14 protein-coding genes and 12 pseudogenes are annotated in these 18,782 nt (G+C 73.9%); 15 read left to right on the plus strand and 11 right to left on the minus strand.

Going from position 1 to position 18,782, the window contains the following annotated elements; genetic code table 11:
- From FF86_RS49125 to FF86_RS62475, 5 genes and pseudogenes are all read left to right on the plus strand, one after another.
- On the plus strand, positions 1 to 496 hold a 496-nt coding region (locus FF86_RS49125), incomplete at its 3' end, for a DUF2252 family protein (RefSeq protein ID WP_396229892.1).
- Position 497: 1 nt separating this feature from the next.
- A pseudogene (locus FF86_RS49130) lies at positions 498 to 711 on the plus strand (DUF2252 family protein); the annotation flags it as partial.
- 1 nt (position 712) lies between these two features.
- Positions 713 to 767 (plus strand): annotated as a pseudogene (locus FF86_RS49135) (hypothetical protein); the annotation flags it as partial.
- A gap of 1 nt (position 768) precedes the next feature.
- Positions 769 to 1,227 (plus strand): annotated as a pseudogene (locus tag FF86_RS49140) (DUF2252 family protein); the annotation flags it as partial.
- Position 1,228: 1 nt separating this feature from the next.
- A pseudogene (locus FF86_RS62475) lies at positions 1,229 to 1,320 on the plus strand (hypothetical protein); the annotation flags it as partial.
- A 39-nt stretch (positions 1,321 to 1,359) separates the two neighbouring features.
- Here FF86_RS62475 and FF86_RS15120 read toward each other — a convergent pair.
- The 6 genes and pseudogenes from FF86_RS15120 to FF86_RS15145 form a co-directional block, all read right to left on the minus strand.
- Positions 1,360 to 2,016, minus strand: coding sequence for a class F sortase (locus FF86_RS15120; RefSeq protein WP_052681159.1), 657 nt, complete (start codon positions 2,014 to 2,016; stop codon positions 1,360 to 1,362).
- Positions 2,017 to 3,440: 1,424 nt separating this feature from the next.
- Positions 3,441 to 4,184: a DJ-1/PfpI family protein gene (locus tag FF86_RS15130; protein ID WP_044885882.1), complete on the minus strand. Its 744-nt coding sequence runs from the start codon at positions 4,182 to 4,184 to the stop codon at positions 3,441 to 3,443.
- Between the two features lie 365 nt (positions 4,185 to 4,549).
- Positions 4,550 to 4,768, minus strand: a pseudogene (locus FF86_RS49145) (SMI1/KNR4 family protein); the annotation flags it as partial.
- A gap of 1 nt (position 4,769) precedes the next feature.
- A pseudogene (locus FF86_RS66560) lies at positions 4,770 to 4,960 on the minus strand (SMI1/KNR4 family protein); the annotation flags it as partial.
- Positions 4,961 to 5,353: 393 nt separating this feature from the next.
- Positions 5,354 to 5,773: a PPOX class F420-dependent oxidoreductase gene (locus tag FF86_RS15140; RefSeq protein WP_044885884.1), complete on the minus strand. Its 420-nt coding sequence runs from the start codon at positions 5,771 to 5,773 to the stop codon at positions 5,354 to 5,356.
- A gap of 91 nt (positions 5,774 to 5,864) precedes the next feature.
- Complete coding sequence (locus tag FF86_RS15145) at positions 5,865 to 6,707, minus strand: sulfurtransferase (RefSeq protein ID WP_044885885.1); 843 nt, start codon at positions 6,705 to 6,707, stop codon at positions 5,865 to 5,867.
- A 168-nt stretch (positions 6,708 to 6,875) separates the two neighbouring features.
- Between FF86_RS15145 and FF86_RS15150 the strand changes: the two are divergent.
- Positions 6,876 to 7,679: pseudogene (locus FF86_RS15150) on the plus strand (P1 family peptidase); the annotation flags it as partial.
- 380 nt (positions 7,680 to 8,059) lie between these two features.
- On the opposite strand, the gene FF86_RS15155 reads toward FF86_RS15150, so the two are convergent.
- Together FF86_RS15155 and FF86_RS15160 are read right to left on the minus strand one after the other, a co-directional pair.
- A complete protein-coding gene (locus FF86_RS15155) occupies positions 8,060 to 8,509 on the minus strand; it encodes a hypothetical protein (RefSeq protein ID WP_044885887.1) in 450 nt (149 codons plus the stop codon).
- A 17-nt stretch (positions 8,510 to 8,526) separates the two neighbouring features.
- Entirely contained in the window at positions 8,527 to 8,748 is a 222-nt protein-coding gene (locus FF86_RS15160) for a hypothetical protein (RefSeq protein WP_041940919.1), read from the minus strand.
- A 170-nt stretch (positions 8,749 to 8,918) separates the two neighbouring features.
- Here FF86_RS15160 and FF86_RS49150 point away from each other — a divergent pair.
- Positions 8,919 to 9,683 (plus strand): PP2C family protein-serine/threonine phosphatase (locus tag FF86_RS49150; RefSeq protein WP_242418805.1); only part of this gene is annotated, 765 nt, incomplete at its 3' end.
- 1 nt (position 9,684) lies between these two features.
- Positions 9,685 to 10,187: pseudogene (locus FF86_RS49155) on the plus strand (PP2C family protein-serine/threonine phosphatase); the annotation flags it as partial.
- A gap of 312 nt (positions 10,188 to 10,499) precedes the next feature.
- Here FF86_RS49155 and FF86_RS49160 read toward each other — a convergent pair.
- Together FF86_RS49160 and FF86_RS49165 are read right to left on the minus strand one after the other, a co-directional pair.
- Positions 10,500 to 11,346: pseudogene (locus tag FF86_RS49160) on the minus strand (cation:proton antiporter); the annotation flags it as partial.
- A gap of 17 nt (positions 11,347 to 11,363) precedes the next feature.
- Positions 11,364 to 11,976 (minus strand): annotated as a pseudogene (locus FF86_RS49165) (cation:proton antiporter); the annotation flags it as partial.
- Positions 11,977 to 12,252: 276 nt separating this feature from the next.
- Between FF86_RS49165 and FF86_RS35935 the strand changes: the two are divergent.
- From FF86_RS35935 to FF86_RS49185, 3 genes and pseudogenes are all read left to right on the plus strand, one after another.
- Positions 12,253 to 12,447 (plus strand): hypothetical protein (locus tag FF86_RS35935; protein WP_206778953.1); only part of this gene is annotated, 195 nt, incomplete at its 3' end.
- A gap of 126 nt (positions 12,448 to 12,573) precedes the next feature.
- Positions 12,574 to 12,648: cold-shock protein (locus tag FF86_RS49175; protein ID WP_242418819.1), on the plus strand; the 75-nt coding region annotated here is incomplete at its 3' end.
- 16 nt (positions 12,649 to 12,664) lie between these two features.
- A pseudogene (locus FF86_RS49185) lies at positions 12,665 to 12,780 on the plus strand (cold-shock protein); the annotation flags it as partial.
- 234 nt (positions 12,781 to 13,014) lie between these two features.
- Here FF86_RS49185 and FF86_RS15185 read toward each other — a convergent pair.
- Complete coding sequence (locus FF86_RS15185; protein ID WP_052681165.1) at positions 13,015 to 13,947, minus strand: alpha/beta hydrolase-fold protein; 933 nt, start codon at positions 13,945 to 13,947, stop codon at positions 13,015 to 13,017.
- Positions 13,948 to 14,119: 172 nt separating this feature from the next.
- Between FF86_RS15185 and FF86_RS15190 the strand changes: the two genes are divergently transcribed.
- From FF86_RS15190 to FF86_RS15200, 4 genes and pseudogenes are all read left to right on the plus strand, one after another.
- A complete protein-coding gene (locus tag FF86_RS15190) occupies positions 14,120 to 14,536 on the plus strand; it encodes a hypothetical protein (protein WP_044885892.1) in 417 nt (138 codons plus the stop codon).
- Positions 14,537 to 14,791: 255 nt separating this feature from the next.
- Positions 14,792 to 16,111: NERD domain-containing protein (locus FF86_RS49190; protein ID WP_255355807.1), on the plus strand; the 1,320-nt coding region annotated here is incomplete at its 3' end.
- 1 nt (position 16,112) lies between these two features.
- Positions 16,113 to 16,915, plus strand: a pseudogene (locus FF86_RS49195) (3'-5' exonuclease); the annotation flags it as partial.
- 45 nt (positions 16,916 to 16,960) lie between these two features.
- Positions 16,961 to 18,766: an SDR family NAD(P)-dependent oxidoreductase gene (locus FF86_RS15200; RefSeq protein WP_044885894.1), complete on the plus strand. Its 1,806-nt coding sequence runs from the start codon at positions 16,961 to 16,963 to the stop codon at positions 18,764 to 18,766.
- Positions 18,767 to 18,782: the final 16 nt, after the last annotated feature.

The raw sequence follows: 18,782 nt of genomic DNA on the forward strand, positions 1-18,782 counted from the left end.
ATGGCGACGCCCGGCACCGACCCCGAGCGCGCCCAGGTCCTCGCCGACGTCTTCGCCGCCGCCTTCGGCGAGCTGATGGCGGCGGAGCCCGGGGCGTTCCGGCGGAAGTTCCGCAAGATGGCGGCGACGCCGTTCGCCTTCTACCGGGGCTCGGCGGCGCTGTTCTACGCCGACGTCCACGCCCTCGACGACCCCTTCCTGGACGAGCGGACCAGCCGGATCTGGATCCACGGCGACCTGCACGCGGAGAACTTCGGCACGTACATGAGCAGCAACGGCGTGCTCGTGTTCAACGTCAACGACTTCGACGAGGCCTACGTCGGACCGTTCACCTGGGACCTGCGGCGCCTCGTCGCGAGCCTGGCCCTGCTCGGGCGCGCCAAGGCGCTCAGCGACGCGGTGATCACCCGGCTCGTCGAGGCGTGCGTGGGCGCCTACGCCGACCGGATCCGCGAGCTTGCCGAGGGCGGCGACGCGTCGTCGTCGGACCTGTTGANGCTCGCGACCACCTCGGGGGTGGTCCACGCGTTCCTCCAGCAGGCACGGCGCTCCACCAGGGTGGGACTGCTCGACGAGCTCACCGTGGTCGAGGGCCACGACCGTCGGTTCGCCCGGGACGACGGCATCAGCCCGGTGGACGAGGCCACCCGGGCGGGCGTCCTCGCCGCGTTCGAGCGCTACGTGGACACGGTGCCGCCGGACCGGCGCACCNGCCCGGTGTCGCTGACGGTCAAGGACGTCGTGCTCCGCCGCGGGGTGGGCATCGGNAGCGCCGGCCTGCCGTCGTACAGCCTGCTCGTCGAGGGGCAGACGCAGGCACTGGACAACGACGTCGTCCTGTACATGAAGCAGGGGCAGGTGCCGGCGGTCAGCCGGTTCGTGTCCGACGAACGGATCCGCGACTACTTCGAACACCAGGGGCACCGCACGGCGCTGTCGCAGCGCGCGTTGCAGGCGCACAGCGACTCCTGGCTCGGCCACACGGAGCTCGACGGCGTCGGCCAGCTCGTCGCCGAGGTGTCGCCGTACGCGCAGGATCTGGACTGGTCGGAGGTGAACGAACCCGAGCAGATGCTCGCCCTGGTCGCCGACCTCGGCCGTTCCACCGCCCGGATGCACGCCGTCGCGGACGACGAGAGCGAGCACGACCTGGTGAGCTTCTCCACCGAGGACGCGATCCACGGTGCGATCTCGCGCGACGCCAAGGCGTTCGTCGCCTCGCTGGTCNACTTCGCCCACGACTACGGCGCCCAGGTCCACCGTGACCACCAGCTCTTCGTCGACATGTTCCGCAACGGCCAGCTCATCGACGTGGGCTGAGCGGGACATGGCAGCCGTCTCCTCTGACGGGGCCGCCGCTTACGCGGGGGTGGCGCGCACGTACACGTTGTCGGAATAGGAGTGGGCCCGGAGGTCGAACGGTCCGCCACAGGTGATCATGACTAGCTGCCGTGGGCCCTGCGTTCCGGCGAAGGCCGCCGGATCGACGCCGCCGGCCTTGGCACGGGCGGAGACCCGCCTGACCCGCCACGCGGTCTGCTCCCCGCGTGCGTCACTGGTGTAGACGAGGTCTCCGGCGTGCAGGTGGGCCAGCCGTCCAAACGCGAAGGGCGGCATTCCCCGCCAGTTCACGTGCCCGACGAGGGTCACCTCCCCGGAGCCGGCGTCCAGCGCGGCCGAACCGGACCACAGCCCGACCTCGGACGGCGCCTGCGGCGGAGTGAGGACGCCCTGGTCCTCGGTCGCCCGGCCGATCCTGGCGGTGACGCCGAGCGCTGGTATCCGGAGGCTGGATGCCGGCAGATCGGACTGGTGCCGCGGGATCTGGACCGTGCGCGCCCCGCCGGATCCGGGCGATGGCCCGGGCCGGTGCGGCCCGCCGGTCTCAGGCAGCGGGGCGGCCACCGGGGCAGGTCTGGCCGGCCATCCCAGGACGATCAGCGCGATCCCGGCCAGCATGATCCCGGCGAGGGTCAGGGCACCGAGGACGGGCAGCGAGGCGGCCGGGCGCCTCAACGCCGGCGTCTGGTCCGCCGGGCCCCGAGCGCCCCGAGTGCGGCGAGCGCGCAGCCGGCGGTGACCGTGCCGAGTACGACCAGCTCAAGACCGCTGCGCCTGGGCTCGTCGGGCTGCCCTCCCGCCACGGCCACCGGCGGATGAGCAGCCTGCTGGCTCCCCGGCGCCGGCGACACACCACCGTGGCGCTGCGAGGAACCGGGCTCGGTCCGGCCCGGGCCGCCGCCGGACCCGTTACCCGGGCCAGGGCCGGAGCCGTCACCAGGGCCGGAACCGCCTGCCACCGCGCCGCCGCCCACGATGGCGCCGCCCGCCGCGGGGCCACCGAAGTTGGGGCCACCGAAGCCGGGGCCACCGAAGCCGGGGCCACCGAAGCCGGGGCCACCGAAGCCGGGGCCACCGAAGCCGGGGCCACCGAAGCCGGGGCCACCGAAGCCGGGGCCACCGAAGCCGGGGCCACCGAAGTCGGGGCCATCGAAGCCGGGGTGAGGGGGAAGGATGCCGGGGAATCCGGGTAGCCACGGCGGGAGCGGGAAGACGACGATCGGCTTGCCGCTCGGGATCGGCACGCTGGCGAAGGCGGGCGGCGCGATCNCCCGCCCNCCCTGAGCGGCTGCGGACGCGTTCGCCACGTTGGTGATGACGCCCGCCGCGACCTCCGCGGACGTGATCGTATGATCGGGAACGGTGCAGGTCACAGCCTGCTTCGGGAGGAGCGACGGGGCGGGGCAGCGGACCGGGCCAGCCTTGGGATCGTGNACGGTCACCGCGGACACCACCGTGTGCCCGGTGTTCGCGACCGTGATCGTCCAGTGCACCCGGTCACCTGGACCGATCCTGCCGTCCCTGTCCGCNTCCACCACGGTGCCGCGCTTGGTGGNGGCCAGCGCGGGTGTTCCCAGGAGGATGAGGCCGACGGTGGTCTGCGCCGAGTCGCCGTCCGCCCTGNCAGGCAGCGCCGGCAGGACGACCGTCATCGCCAGCAGCACGGCCGTCGTCAGAGCCGTCGTCAGAGCCGCCGACAGCGGCCGGTCAGGGAGACCCTTCGGTGTCGCCGGGCCGGCCGGGGGGCGACGGATCGGCCGACGACCGATCATGACGTCGTGGCCGCTGTCGCGCCCGCCGAGTCCGTCAACGGTCCCGCCATCGCAAGTTCCCCCACCCAGCGTCATGAACTGCTACTCAGAGTAACATGGCGCGGTCGTGGCCCGTGGTCAAGTCGGCGGTGCCAGGGGTGCGCTCGAGGACAGGTCCGGCCCCGTGGCGGAGGAGCGGCCAGCCTGCGCAACCGTGTTGTACAGACGTCGGCGCTGTACAGACATCGGATGATTGTGCGGGGCGCGGCCGCACCCTGGCCAGCGGCGGCCAGGACAGCGCCGTCCGGCTCTGGACCCTCGCCTGAGCGCACCGGGTCGGCCCGCCGGTCAACCGGCCGCGACGACGCTCCGTCCGCGGCCCCAGCCCCGGCTGTCGAGGTCGGTCAGGACGCGGATCATGTCGTCGTTGGTCTGCCGGGTGGTGGCCCGCACCAGCTCGGTCAGGGCGGGGCCGGCCTTCTCGGGAGAACCGCAGTCGAAGGGCGGCTGCGGGTCGTATTCCATGGCGAGCTGGGCCATTTTCGCGACGTCGTCGCCGAACATCCGCGCGAGCAGCGTGAGGCCGAAGTCAAGGCCGGCGGTGACGCCGCCGCCGGTGATCCGGTTACGGTCGATCACGACACGGTCGTTGACGTTCTCGGCGCCGACCAGGGCCAGCACGTCGCGGCCGGCCCAGTGGGTGGCAGCCCGGTAGCCCCGCAGCAGTCCGGCGGCGCCGAGGAGCAACGAGCCTCCGCAGACGGCGGTGACGTAGCGGGCCCGCGAGCCTCGGTCGGCGAGGAAGGCGAGGACGTCGGCGTCCGCCGCAGCGGCCTGGTCCCGTCCGCCGGGGACGAACAGGACGTCGACGTCCGGCGGGCAGTCGGCCAGGGTCGTCGTCGGGATCACCGCCACGCCGGTGTCGGACATGACCGGGTCGAGCGTCCGCCAGACCAGATGCACCTCCATGACGGGGGCGAGAGCGGTCTGCGGGCCGATCAGATCGAGCAGGGTGAGCCCGGGGTACAGCAGCATCGCAGCCCGTGGCGGGGTGGGCGTGGGCGTGGGCGTGTTGGCCGTGCGATCGGTCATCGATAACTCCTCCGGTTCGGCGGTAAACCGCGTAATACGGGGCTGGCCCGTCTCCCGACCCCGGAATGCGGGGTCGGTGCCGACGCTATCGATGGGGTGCGGCGCCGACCGCCGGCCGGCGTGACAATGTTCGACGGGAAATTGCCAGCCTGATCGATGGCCGGGCGGCGCGTCCACGCCGAGGATTCAGTGCGCCGCCGCCCAGGGGGCGACGCTGCCGACCCGGTTGATCGAGTAGCGCAGGATGAACCCGTCGCCCTTCGGGCCCGGGAAGTCGGCGTCCGGGTTCGCGTAGACCTTCGTCAGGCTGTTCAGCAGATCCAGGGCGCCGCCGGCGGTGACCGTGGCCGTCGCCTGCAGGACGGCTACTCGGCTGCCTCCTGCTCCATGAAGACCCGGTCGGCGTGGAAGATCTCCGCAAAGCTCGCGAAGCGTTCCAGGCTGCCGTACTTCGGCGTGAACTCCCAGGCCACCCATTCGCCGTCCGGGCCGGGATCGGCCGGATCGAGCAGCCAGAAGTCCTCGCCGCTCGCGATCACCAGCGATCGACGGAAGACCGACAGCAGGTCGTCGAGGTCCTGTCCNTCGTTATGCGGCTCTCCGTAGAGGTTGATGAAACCGGCGCCGTCTACGGTGTCGCGGAACCAGTCGACGTCGGTGCTCGCGTGCAGCTCGTCGATCCACCCGGCGAGGTTGGGCCATCCGTCGCTTGTCGCCAGAAAGCTGCGGAAGGTCGGCGGGAAACGGACCGCCAGGCGTTGCTCGGCCGCCGCCACCGTCTGCTCGGCCGCCGGCTCGTGACCTACCCAACGATGCTGGATCTGCTCGTCGGAGAGCTCGTCTGGATCGGCCGTGCGCAGATACGTCTCGCTGTACTCGCGCAGATAGTCGCGCCACTGCTCGGGGGTCGTCAGCGCGGGNGCGGCCAGGGGCGCGTCGCCGTCGGCGAGATTCGACACGAATCCGGCCTCCTTGTCGGGAACGTCAGTATTCTGCCATTCGACAAGCTATCACGGGCCGATGTTCGCCCCGGACGAGCGCAATGTTGTTTCCCGCGAAATCNACCTGCCGCAACGAAAGTTCGTTCGCGGCTCCCGGCTTTGGCCGATGAGTTCGGTGAGGGCACGGGTATGCCGTCCTTCATCCGCCGGCCTACCGGCGGCCGAGGTTCAGCGCGCCGCCGCCCAGGGGCCGATGCCGCCGACGCGGTCAATCGAGTAGCGCAGGACAAGGCCCTCGCCCTTCGAGCCTGGGAATTCGGCCTCCGGGCTTATGTAGACCTTCGCCAGGTCGTTCAGCAGGTCCCAGGCGCCGCCGGTCGTGACGGTGGCCGTCGCGCGTAGGACGGCGTACTCGGCCAGGTAGGCTCCCGGCACCCTCGGCGCGGAGAAGGAAAGCACCACGCGGGGATCGCGTTCCACGTTGCGCACCTTCACGTAGCGGCCCATATGGCCGCTGACGACGTCGTCGCCGTCCAGGCCGATCCAGATGACGCTTACCTGCGGGCTGCCGTCCGGATTGATCGTCGTCAGGTGCGCAAGCGGACCACTGGAGATCAGGTCGCGGAGTTCCGGTGTCAGCAGCGTCATCGCTCGATGCTCCCCTCCATCTCGATCAGCCTAGCAACTATCGGGAAATCCCCCGCGCGATGACGGGGTGCGGCGCGGCCGCCGTGCTCGCTCAGCCCTCCTCGGGGCCGGTGGCGACGGGACGGTCGGGCAGGTTCGACCACTGGGACCAGGAGCCCGGGTAGAGCGCCGCGGGGTGACCGGCGATGGCCAGCGCCGCGACCTCGTGGGCGGCGGTCACGCCCGAGCCGCAGTACACCCCGACGGGCCGCTCGCCGGTGACGCCGAGCGCCGCGAACCGGCGGGCGAGCTCGGCGGGGGAGTGGAACGTCCCGTCGGCGCTCAGGTTGTCCCCGGTCGGGGCGCTGTGGGCGCCGGGGATGTGCCCGGCGACCGGGTCGACCGGTTCGACCTCGCCGCGGTAGCGCTCGCCGGCCCGGGCGTCGAGCACGATCCCGTCGCGGGCCAGCGCCGCGACCCCGTCGGCGTCGAGCGTCGGCAGCGCGCCGGGGACGAGGGTGATGTCGCCGGGCGGCGGCTGGACCGGCTCCGTCTGGAGCGTCCCGCCCGCGGCCGTCCAGGCGGCGAGCCCGCCGTCGAGGATCAGCACCGGCTCGACCGAGGCCCAGCGCAGCAGCCACCAGGCCCGCGCCGCCGACATCGCCCCCGAGTCGTCGTAGACGACGACGGTGTCCCCGGCGGACAGCCCCCAGCCGCGGGCGGCGCCCTGCAGCGCGGCCACGTCCGGCAGCGGATGACGGCCCTGCGCGGGCACGGGCGGCGCGGCGAGCTCGGTCTCGAGGTCCACGAAGACCGCCCCGGGGATGTGCCCGGCCAGGTAGCCGTCCCGCCCGGGCGGACCACCGAGCTGCCAGCGGACGTCGAGCACCCGCGGGGGCCGCGCGGAGTCGAGGAGCCGGGCCAGGTCCGTCGCGGAGATCAGCACATCGCTCATGCCCCGGACGCTACCGTCGGGGGCCCGGCGCCGCGCCGTCCGCCACCTGGTCCGTATTCGGAGATTTGTCGCCCGGGACGGATTCGTGCAAGGCTCGGCGCGATGGCGATCGGGGTCGACGGGGTGCGGGTCGGGCACTGGACCGATCCGGTGGGCGTCACCGGATGNACGGTGGTGGAGCTGCCGGTGGGCACGGTGGCCTCGGCGGAGGTGCGCGGCGGGGCGCCGGCCTCGCGCGAGCTCGACGCCCTGGCGCCGCACATGGCGCTGGCCAGCATCGACGCCGTGCTGCTGACCGGCGGTTCGGCGTTCGGCCTGGCCGCCGCCGACGGGGTGATGCGCTACTACGCCGAGCGCGGTCGCGGTGTGCCCACGAGCGGCGGCCCGGTGCCGGTCGTGCCGGCACTGGCCCTGTTCGACCTCGCCGTTGGCGCACCCACCGCCCGCCCGACCGCCGACGCCGGCTACCTCGCCGCGCGGGCGACCGGCGGCGAGCAGGTGCTGCGCGGCCGGGTCGGCGCCGGCACAGGGGCGTACGCGAGCCAGTGGCGCGGGCCCGAGTACCGCGGCCCCGGCGGGCTCGGCCACGCGTACCGGTGCCGCGGCGAGGTCAGTGTCGCCGCGTTGTGCGTGGTCAACGCGTTCGGGGACATCGACCACGGCGGCGATCCCGTCCCCCTCGACGCCGCCGAGTCGCAGTGGCGACCCTTCGACCTCGCCGCCGGGCGGACCCACACCACGATCGGAGTGGTGGTCACCAACGCGCGGCTGGACAAGACGAGCTGCCTGCTGGTCGCGCAGGGCGCCCACGACGGGCTGGCGCGGGCCATCACCCCGCCGCACACCCGTCTCGACGGCGACGCCTTCGTCGCCGCGGCAACCGGCCGGGTCGAGGCCGACGTCGACCTCGTCCGCCTGCTCGCGCTGGCCGCCGTCACCGCCGCCATCCGCTCCGTCGACCGCTCACCCTGACCTGACCTGACCTGCCCCGACCTGTCGGGGCGTCGGCTCAGGACGTTGGCGGTCGTCTCGGGCGGGAACGCTGTGCGTCCTTGGCCGTTCCGCGGATACCGTCCGCCGTCGGCCCGGTGACGGGTCCCGAGGCGGACATTCCGATCAGCGGTACCGACCGGCCGAGGCTGCTCGATGAGTACGCCGCGGTAGCCATCACGGACGGTGTGTTCCGGCGGCTTCTGCTGGAGCTCGGTTGACGCTGCTCGACGAGCCGGCCTTCCGGGCGTTCGTCCGGGGCGGGGCACCGTCGATCGACGTGAAGACCGCTTTCCCGGCGATCACGACGTGGGTCAGTCGTGCGCTTCACGGTGGTACGGCCGTTCTGAGCGGTGGAGCGGTCAGCGGGTGGGGCGACGCCGCCGCTGGTTGTGCCGGGCGGGGGCGGCAGTGGGCCTGCGCCGGTTCGGGGCAGCCGGCTGGTCGGCGTCCTGCGCGGTCGCGTCCTGCATGGTTGCGTCCCGCATGGTCGCGTCCTGCGCGGTCGCGGCCGGCGTCGGGTCCGCCGGCGGAGCCTGGAAGACGACGCTGGCGACCTGGGTGGCCGAGATCGGATGCGCGCTGGCCTCCGCGGCGGGCTGGGCGAAGTCCGGGATCCGGAAGGGGCGGGTCGTGGGCGGCGGAAGCTCGCGCCTCGGCTGCGTGCGGGCCGTCCGCGGCGCGGAGAAAGGATGGATCGATGAGGTGGCGATGAGGGGTGTCTCGCTTTCGGGGACGGATCGTCGGACGACGATCGGTATGGCGACCGCGCCAGAGCCGTCGGCCGCGGCGCGAAGCCTGCGGACCGACACGACCCGTGGGCGGCTCGTCAGAGCCGGTACATCCGGCTGAACGGACTCGGGATGCGCTCCTGCCGGGAGCCGAAATCAACATCCACGGAGGTGTCTCCGGTGACCCCGATGACCCGGCCGAGCCCGTACACGTCATGCGTGACGCGGTCACCGACCGAGAACCGCTCCTGGGCGGGGACCGCCGGAACCTTGAAGGGGCTGTTGGGTAGGCGACGTCGGGGCACCGCTGACTCGGTCATCAGCTCCAGTATGCACGTCCGCGCGGGGATGGCCAGTCGCCGGCCGTGCCGGGGCCCGGGCGTCACCCATCGGTGGCCGGAAAGGGTGCGTACGCGCGGCTAGTCTGTGTGCTGTGGAACGCGGGCCGGTGAGGGGACGGGCCCATCCGATGCAGGATCCTGGTACACGGGTGGCCGACCCCGTCCGCCTGGCCGCCGTCCGCGGGTGCGGTCTGCTCGACACCGACCCGGAGGAGCCGTTCGACCGGCTGACCAGGCTGGCCGCGATGATGCTGGACGCTCCGCTGGCGATGCTGACCGTGATCGACGACCGTCACGTCTTCGTCAAGTCGCAGTCCGGCGTCAGGCCCGAGTCCGGCGTCAGGCCCGAGGCCGGCGTGGATCCGGCGGCCCGGACCGGCCGGCGTCACCCGCTCGCCGAGGCGTTGTGCCCACTGGTCATCGACGCCGCCGGGCCGATCGTCGTGCCCGACACGGCGGCGGACACCCGCACCCGGGGCAACCCGATGAACGTCACGCTCGGGGTGGCGGCGTGGGCGGGCCATCCGGTCTTCGGTCCGGACCGTCAGATCGTCGGGGTCTTCAGTGTCGCGGACGACCATCCGCGCCCGTGGACCGCCCGCGACCGCACCATCCTGGAGACGCTGTCCGAGGCGGCCTCCGGCGAGATCGCGTTGCGGGCGACGCTCGCGCGCGCCACCGAGCTGGCCCGCACCCTGCAGGCGAGCCTGCTGCCGCCCCGACTCCCCGAGGTGCCGGGCCTGGACCTGTCGGCCCGGTACCGGCCGGCCGGCGACGGCTCCCAGGTGCTCGGCGACTTCTTCGATGTCTTCGACACCGGGCCGGCCGGTCTGGGCGTCGTGCTCGGCGACGTCGCCGGCAAGGGCGTCGAGGCGGCCCGAGTGACCGCCCTGGCCCACTACACGATCCGGGCGNCAGCGAGCCACAGCACCAGTCCCGCCGCCATCCTGGGCCAGCTCAACACGGCGCTGCTGACGCAGCGCCCGGACAGCGAACGTTTTCTGACCGCCGCCTATCTGGACGTCCGCAACGCGCGCTCGGGCCGCCGGCTCACCCTCTGCTCGGCCGGCCACACCCCCGTCCTGCTGCGTCGCGCCGACGGTGACGTACAGCCGGTCGGCGTGCACGGCCTCGTGCTCGGGCTTTTCGACGACGCCGAGCTGGTGGACACCCCGATCCGGCTGAACCCGGGCGACATGCTCCTGCTGTACACCGACGGCGTCACCGAGGCGCGCCGCGGCCGCGAACAGTACGGCGACGAACGACTCCGCTCCCTGGTCGGCGCCCTGGGCCCGGTCACCGCCGAACGGCTGACGGCGGCGGTCGAGGCCGCGGTCCTCGATTTCGCCGAGGGCGCACCGCACGACGACATCGCCATCCTCGCGCTCGGACTGCCGAGCGAGCCCGGCTCCCGCTGACCGGACCGGCACCCCCGCGGGCCTCCCGACTCACCGGGAACGTGGCTGCCGGTGGACCCGGCTGCCGGTGGACCCGGCTGCCTGTGGACACGGCCAGTGCGGGCACGGTCTAGGAAGGCGGCAGTTGCGGCGGGGGCAGCGCGCCCTCCTCGTGATCGAGCTCGTCCTCGAGCAGGCGCAGGGAGGCGTCGGACAGGTGGCCGGTGTCCCGCCAGAGCTGGAGCTCGTCGCGTTCCGCCTCGATCATCGTGCGGCGGACCCGGCTGAACGCCTCCGTGAGGCTCGCGGTGGGGGGCCGGCCGGCGTCGGCGNGCTTCAGCGCGCGCAGGCTGTCCTCGCTGCGCCGCTTGCGCTCCTCGGCGACCGTGCGCAGGCGCAGGATGAGATCGTCGGGAAGCTGGCCGCGATCATGCAGAGCGGCCAGGGTCCGCAGGCCGGCGTCGGCCGCCGCGACCCGGGCGCGGGCGCGCTGCCGCCGGCCCTCGTCGAGGTCGGGCCGCACCCCCAGCCGGTGCAGGACCGGTCCGAAGGTGAGCCCCTGGCCGACGAGCGTCACCAGCACCGCGACGTAGGCACAGAACACCAGCAGGTCCCGATGCGGGAACCCGGTCCCGTTGACGGACAGCGGCAGCGCGAAGACCGCGGCGAGGGAGATCACTCCGCGCATCCCGGACCAGGACAGCGCCACCAGTTCGCGGGTCGAGAGGTACGGATGGGGGGACAGGAAGCGCGGGCGGGTCGGCGGCGTCTCGGGGGTCGGCGGCGTCTCGGGAGTGGGCGGTGTCTCGGGAGTGGGCGGTGTCTCGGGGGTGGGCAGCATCGCGGGTAGCAGCAGCCACAGCGGCCGGACCAGCACGATCGCGCCGACCGTCACCGCCGTCGCGGCCGCGACGGTCGAGCGCGGATAGTCACCGATCGCCGGGATGACCGCCGCGAGCTGCTGGCCGATCAGCAGGAAGACGAAGCCCTCCAGCAGCAGGTCCACGAGCCGCCACACCGCGCGCGCATGCAGCCGCGCGGGCCCGGACAGCAGGCTGCGGGACTGGGAACCGAGGATCAGTCCCGCGGTCACCACCGCGAGGACCCCGGAGGCGTGCAGCGCCTCCGCCGGCACGTAGGCGGCGAAGGGTGTCGCCAGGGAGACGGTCGTCTCGGTCACGGGGTCCTCGATGCGCNGCCGGAGCTGGCCGATCAGCCAGGACACGGCGAGTCCGACGGCGAGCCCGCCGACGACCGCGAGCAGGAAACGTCCGGCGACCAGCGGGACGTCGAACCGTCCGTCGACCACCGCGGCCACCGCCACCGTGTACAGGGTCAGCGCCGTCGCGTCGTTGAAGAGGCTCTCGCCCTCGATGACGGTGCGCAGTCGGTCCGGCAGGCCCACCCGCCGTCCGATCGACAGGGCCGACACCGCGTCGGGCGGCGCCAGCGCTGCCCCGAGAGCGCAGGCGGCGGCGAACGACAGGCCCGGCACCACGGCGACGAGCGCCGCCCCGGTGACCACCGCGGTGACGACGACGAGCAGGACGGACAGCGAGACCACCGCGCGCAGGTTGGCGCGGATCTCCACCAGGCTTGAGCTCAGGGCGGCGGAGTAGAGCAGCGGTGGAATGATCAGTGCGAGGACGAGGTCCGGCTCGAGCCGCACGGTGGGCCCGGGCAGCAGCGCGTAGACCGCGCTCGCCACGACCAGCAGCACGGGCGCCGGCAGGCCGAACCGGCGGGCCGTCAGGGCGGCCGTCACCACGAGTGCGACTCCGAGCAGCCCGAAGGCTATCTCTCCCAGCACATGCCGCCCCTCCAGCACATGCCGCCCCTCCGGCACATGCCGCCCCTCCGGCACATGCCGCCCCTCCAGCACGCGCTGTCCCCGGTCTTGCGCGACCCGCACCGACGGACACCGGCGGCGCGGCCGGGACCGTCAGAGATCAGGACGGCCCTCGGTCAGCCAGGCCTCGACGTCGCGCGCCCGCCACAGGACAAAATGGCCCACGGAGTGGATGGGGGAGGGGAAATCGTCGCGGGCGCACAGCCCACGGGCGCGATGCGCCGAAATCGACAGCCGATGAGCGATATCGGCGGTGGTCCACAGATCGTCTACCGCCATACCGTCATGCTATGCGACAACGGCACGCCCCGCCGCCGCCGCCGGGGTGCCCTGCCCCGCCCGCGCCGGGGACCACGGACGGGCGTGCACGGCACCGCGGACGGTCGGTTCCGCTCGGCGTACGCGCCGCATGCGGGTACGCTGGCCGACGTTNCTCTTCTTGGTGCCGCCGGTCACCTTCAGGATGGCACGAGCCATCGACCGGAGNGGATCCGGTCGGCGGAAGTACGGCGGTGTGTCGTGTGGATGCGCCGCGGCAGGAACAGTAGAGGAGCGACTGTGTCAGCAGGAACCGTGAAGTGGTTCAACGCCGAAAAGGGCTTCGGTTTCATCTCGGTGGACGGTGGGGGCGGCNACGTCTTCGTCCATNTCTCCTCGATTGTGAGCGAGGGCTTCAAGTCCCTCGACGAGGGGCAGCGCGTCAGCTTCGACATCGAGCAGGGCCAGAAGGGTCTGCAGGCCGCCAAGGTCCAGGCCATCGCCTAGCTGGCGGCTCTCACGGGCCGCCCGTCCCACGGCTCCCGGCCGCGCCGGGTGCGAACTGGACGGGCCGCTCGGGCGGGCCGCGTGCTCACCGGCGCACACGGCCCGCCGCCCGCCGCCCGTCTCGGCGTCGCACCGACGGCGCGCGGATGGCACACCGGCGCGCGCGGATGGCCGTCCGATACCGCCCACCGCCAGTTCGGCACGTTCCGCGGTGCTGTTCGGGCCAGCCCAGGTTCAGGCGGATCGGTGCAGGGCGGCGCCGACGAAGGCGAGCTGGGCCGGGGCGACCGCGCGCCAGTAGGTCGGGGTGTGCCCGCCCGGGCCGAGACTGTGTTCCTGTGGCCGCAGGTCCGCGACGGCCTGCCGGGAGACGGCGGCGAACGGGTCGTCGTCGCCGCAGTCGATCCGGTACGCCACCCCCGGCGCCGGCGCGGTCCCCAGGATCCGGTGCGCGGCGAAATCGGCGGCGGAGTCGAACGCGCCGGGGGCGCTGGCGCCGTAGCTGCGCCACATCGCCGGGCTGCTCGCCGCCGCCGCGACCACGAGGTCGGGATGGCGCCGGGCCAGCAGCAGCGCGCCGTATCCGCCCATCGACCAGCCCAGCGCCGCCATCCGGGCCGTGCGCAGGCCCGCCGTGGCCAGCCGGGGCCGGATCTCGTCGAGGATCATCGCCTCCGGATCGTCGCCGGCGGCCCGCCGATGCCAGTAGGTCGTGCCGCCGTCCACGGTCACCAGGGCGAACGGCGCCACGCCCGCTCCGATCGCGGCCGGCAGCAGGCCGTCGAGGCCCAACAGGCCGACGGCGCGGCGTGCGTCGTCGCCCCGCCCGTGCAGCACGAGGCACACGGGCAGGCCGCGCCCGCCGCCCGCCGGGGTGACGGTGACCATCGTGACCGGCCGGCCCCGGGCTGCGCTGGTGAACGTCGTGGCGGTCACCACGGCCGGGCCGGTGGCCGGCTCCGGTGACGCCGCGACCGGTGACGCCGCGCCGTGTGCCGTGCTCTCGGGGCCGGCACGCCGGGCGGCGGAGGGCGTCGTAGGCTCTGCCGCGCCGGGCCCGTCGGCGGTCGAGGAGCGGCCGACGCCGCCGGCGACGAGTCCGGCGGCGACGGCGCCGGCCGCCGCGACCGGTGCCGCGATCACGAGGGCTCGCCTGCTCGGTCGCATGGTGCCGATCATTCCATCCGGCCCGTGCGGGCCAGCCCGTGAGGCCGACGTGACCTACCCGCCGGACCGCGCGGCGTGCACGCTGTGCACGCCGAATTCAGTGCATTCTTCGTCCGCTATGGGCCTCATCACTCGGCGTCCCAGAGCCGTGTCGGTGAGGGACCGTGGTCGGGTGACCGATGATGACGACGACTGGGCCCCGCCGCCCGTGCCCTTCGGTGGCGGCGATCCGGCGGTGGCCGCCGCTGAGGCGCTGGCCGAGGCCGAGGCCGCGCTGCGGACCGGCGCCTGGCGGCCGGACCCGGACGAGATCGACGCGGCCGTGACCATCCTGCACCGGATGGATCTCGGCCGCCGCAACCCCGACATCCCCCTGCGGCGCACCGCCCATCGCGCGCTGGATGAGACCTATCCGCAGCTCACCGTCTGGCGGGCCCGCCCGATGTACCTGTACGCGGCGGTGAAGACCGTCCAGTTGCTCGCCGCGGGCCCGCCGACCGGCGCCAACGCCGCGGCCGCCCACGCCGCCTGGGAGCGTCTCGGTGAGCTGTTGGGCGACGTGACCGCGAACGTCCAGGCCGGCCCCTGACCGGGTCGCCGGTAGACCGCGGCGCCCGCGGTGGAACCGCCGTCGCCGCACCCTCCTTCCCATGTGCGGTCGCCCCATGTGCGGCTGCGGAGTGTGGCAGCTACAGGACGCCATCGGCGGCAAACGCCGCTAAAGAGCCAACATAGGCATACCATTCCTGGTGACTCTCGGTGGGGAGGAGATGACATGTCGCCAGGTCGGTCGGGCGTGNCCCAGGCCGAGCCGTCGGCGTTCGGTCAGGCCGTCCTGATCGGGATGGAGATCGACGGCGTCCAACGGCAGATCCAGCACCTGACCGACCTGCTCCGCGAGCTACGCCGCAGCCGCCGGGCCTGGGAGGCGGGGGCGCGAGGAGAGCGCGACGTCGTCCGGGTGCTCGTCGGGATGGACGACGCCGGGTGGCGGGTGCTGCCGGACCGCCGGTGGCCCGGCACCCGCCGTGCCAACATCGACGTGCTGGTGGTCGGCCCGGGCGGCGTCTTCGTGGTGGACGTGAAGAACTGGCGTGAGGCCAGGGTCGACGGCGGCCGGCTGTGGCGGGGCGACGAGGACGCCGAGGACGAACTGCGCAAGCTGACCGATCAGACGGCGGCCGTCGAGCAGGTGCTGGCGGACGCCGGTCTGCCGCCGACCGAGGTGGTGCCGCTGCTGGTTCTCGTGGGGCGGCGGGGCACCGAGCAGCTCGACCGGGTGCAGGTCACCGGCGAACTCGATCTCACCCGCAACCTGGTGCGGCGTGGCCTGCGGCTGGAACCCGCCGTCGTGGAGCGGGTGCTGGCATGCCTGGACGAGGCGTGCCCGCCGATGCGCGAGGCTGCCGCGGACGCCGCTGCGACGGCGCCGCCGGCCAGGCAGGCAGCGGACGCGGACGGTGTGTTCAGCCGGGACGAGCTGTTCAGCCGGGACGAGCTGTGGCGGGAGCTCGTCGACGCCGCGGCCCGCGAGCCGATCGAGGCGTGGATGACCTGGCTGCATCCGATGCAGGCCCGGCTGGTCTGCCGCCGCTCGTCCGGACCGGCCCGCATCCGTGGCGCGGCGGGCACCGGCAAGACCGTCGTCGCGCTGCACCGGGCCAAGTACCTGGCCGCCCGCGGGGACCGGGTGCTGTTCACCTCGCTGGTCCGCACCCTCGGGCCGGTGAACCGGGCGTTGCTGGCCCGGATGGCCCCCGAGCATGTCGGCCGGATCGAGTTCACCACGGTCGACGCTCTCGCCGTTCGCCATCTCGAGCAGCGGGGCGAGCGTGCCCGCTACCAGCAGGGAATCGCCGACAACTGCTTCTGGCTGGCGTGGGGGCGCGTCGGCCTCCCGTCGGTCCTGGGCCGTTCCGGGGTGGAACCGGGGTACTGGCGGGACGAGATCGCGACCGTCATCAAGGGCCGGGGCCTGACCGGCTTCGAGCAGTACGCCGAGCTTGCCCGGATCGGACGCAGCATGCCGCTGCAGCCGACGCACCGGCGCGCCGTGTGGGAGCTGTACGAGCACTACGAGCGGCTGCGGACGGCCCGCGGGGTCCTCGATCGCGGCGACGTGCTCCTGCTGGCCCGCGACCTGGCGAGGGAGCGCGCCGGCGGCNAGTTCGACGCCGTCATCGTCGACGAGGTGCAGGACCTGACCTGCGTCGGCCTGCAGCTGCTGCACGCCCTCGTCGGCGACCGACAGGACGGCCTGCTGGTCGTCGGGGACGGGCAGCAGTCCGTCTACCCCGGCGGGTTCACGCTGGCGGAGGCCGGCGTGTCCGTCGTCGGGCGGTCCACCGTGCTCGCCCGCAACTACCGCAACCGCGAGGCGATTCTGCGCTACGCCCAGCAGGTGGTCGCCGGGGACAGCTTCGACGACCTCGACGTCGCCGGTGAACGCGGCCGGCGCGACGTCGAGATCGACCGTCCCGGTGGTGAGATCGACGAGGTCGCCGTCACCGGCCCGGCCGAACAGGCCGCGGCGCTGCGCGCGGATCTGGTCGACGCCCACGACGGCCGCGGGGTCCGCTACGGCGACATAGCCCTGCTCGCCCCGACCAACGACGCGGCCGCTCGCTGGGAGCGCATCCTGCTCGGAGCCGGCATCCCGGCGGTGCCGCTGTCCAGGTACGACGGGACGACGTCTCATGCGGTGAAGGTGGGCACCTACCACCGATCCAAGGGCCTGGATTTCGCCCGCGTGTACATCCCGGACCGCAACCGCTTCCCGCGCCCGCGACGCGCCACCGAGTCGGACGACGCCTACCGCGAGCGCGCTGTGCTGGAACGCCGCCAGCTCTACGTCGCCCTCACGCGGGCCCGCGACAGCCTCTGGGTCGGCCTGCGGGAGCCGGTCGGTGCTGGCGCGGGTGCGGGCAGGGCCAGCCGCCGCGTTGACGACAAATCGTCGCGCTCCTAGCGTGTGAGCGGCGTCACCTGACGGAATGGACGGGAGGTCGGCCGGGTGCGGGACCGCGTGGCGATCGTGACGGGTGGCGGGGGCGGCATCGGTTCGGCGGTGTCGGTGGAGCTCGCCCGGCGCGGCGCCACCGTCGTCGTGCTGGACAGCGGCGACGGCCTGCGCGGCGAGCCGCTGGGGGAGCGCAGCGCCGAGCGGACCGTCCGGCGCATCGAGGCGGAGGGCGGGCGTGCCGTCGCCGCGCCGATCTCCGTCACCGACGCCGACGCCGTGCGGGGGCTCGTCGAGGAGACGGTCGCCCGGTTCGGCTCGTTGGACATCGTTGTCAACACGGCCGGGATCCTGCGTTTTCCCCGCATCGCCGACGCCTCGGCGGAGGACTGGGCGGCGGTGCTCGGCGTCCACCTCGGCGGATATCTCAACCTGCTGGCCGCCGCGCTGCCGTGGATGACGGCCGGCGGGTACGGCCGGATCGTGGGCGTCACCTCCGGCGTCGGGCTGGCGCGGACCTCGGTCGACGGGCCGGCCTACGGCAGCGCCAAGCGGGCCGTCGCCGCCCTGACCTGGCAGCTCGGTCCGGTCCTGCCGGCGGGGGTGGCGGTGAACGCGCTGTCGCCCATCGCCGCCACCCGGATGGTGACCGAGGGCCTCGTCGCCGCCGGCGCCGATCCGCGCGGCCTCGACCTGTCCGCGATGCCGCAGCCGGAACACATGGCTCCCGCCGCCGCCCGCCTGGCGAGTGAGGAGTTCGGCTGGTGCCGCGGGCGGGTGCTGTTCTCCGCCGGTTCGGAGCTGTCCCTGATCGCGCCGCCGCGCCTGGTCGAGGCGGTGGCGACGGGCGGCGCGGGCGCGGCCGCCGCGCTGGGCGCGCTCGTGCGGCCGGTGCTGGCGCCGGCGCAGGCGCAGCAGCGCTCGACCGGCGGCTCGAACCCGCGCTCCGCCCCGCTCGTAGCCGCGCCTCCAGGTTCGGCCGCGCCGGCCGGTTCCGCGGAACCGGCCGGCTCCGTCGGTGTGGTCGGGCCGGCCGGTTCGGCGGGGCGGGCCTGCCTCGTCGTCGGGGACGATCGCGCGCTGACCGGGCAGCTCACCGGGGCGCTCGCGCCGTGGGGTTACAGCACCGTCGCGGCGCCGGTCGGCGACACCGGGACCGGCGACGCGGCGGCCGGCTTCGCCGCGGCCGAGCAGGGCATCCGCCGGGCCGCGGCGGGCACGGGGGCCGGGCTCGACGCCGTGGTCGTCATCCACGGCGCCGACGCGACCAGCGCCGGCGGGGAACCGGGCGGGGACTGGCACGCGATCCTGACCAGCCACGCGGGGACGGCGGCGACGATCCTCGGGCATGCCGCGTGGTCCCGCGCCGCCGCGCGGCACGTGGCGGCGACCGGACGGGCACTGCGCGTCGTGCATGTCGTGCCCGCGCTGACCCCCGGCGGCCGCAGCGCCGCCCAGGCCGTCACCCAGCTCGCCCGTTCCGTCAACGACACCCCGATCACCCCGGCCGGGCCCGGACTGTCCGGCCCGATCGGCCCCAACGGCCCGGACGGCTCCAACGGCCCGGACGGTGCCGGCGGCCCGGACGGTGCCGGCGGCTCGGGGGGCAGGCTGCTGGAGTTCGCGGTCAGCGCGGAGAGCCCGTACCCGGCCGACCGCGTCGGGCTCGTCGAGCTGGTGGCGAGCCTCGTCGCCGCGCCGGACACGGCGCCGTTGGCCGGCGCCGAACTCGTCGTCCGGCCCGGCTGGCTGGGCCTGCGCGCGCACCCGGCGCCGGCCGTCACCGCGTCGCTGGCCGGGGCCGAACCTGGCCCCTGGATCGACGACGTGCTACGCGACGCCCTCGCACCGTTCGGCTGATCGGCCCCGTCCCCGG

Source organism: Frankia sp. CpI1-P (assembly GCF_001421075.1).
Classification (GTDB): domain Bacteria; phylum Actinomycetota; class Actinomycetes; order Frankiales; family Frankiaceae; genus Frankia; species Frankia torreyi.

What these genes read in the sequence shown, in the direction of transcription:
- FF86_RS15185 (WP_052681165.1), bottom strand. Translation starts at nt 13,947, where the DNA reads ATGCGACCGAGCAGGCGAGCCCTCGTGATCGCGGCACCGGTCGCGGCG.
- FF86_RS15130 (WP_044885882.1), bottom strand. Translation starts at nt 4,184, where the DNA reads ATGACCGATCGCACGGCCAACACGCCCACGCCCACGCCCACCCCGCCA.
- FF86_RS15160 (WP_041940919.1), bottom strand. Translation starts at nt 8,748, where the DNA reads ATGACCGAGTCAGCGGTGCCCCGACGTCGCCTACCCAACAGCCCCTTC.
- FF86_RS15145 (WP_044885885.1), bottom strand. Translation starts at nt 6,707, where the DNA reads ATGAGCGATGTGCTGATCTCCGCGACGGACCTGGCCCGGCTCCTCGAC.
- FF86_RS15140 (WP_044885884.1), bottom strand. Translation starts at nt 5,773, where the DNA reads ATGACGCTGCTGACACCGGAACTCCGCGACCTGATCTCCAGTGGTCCG.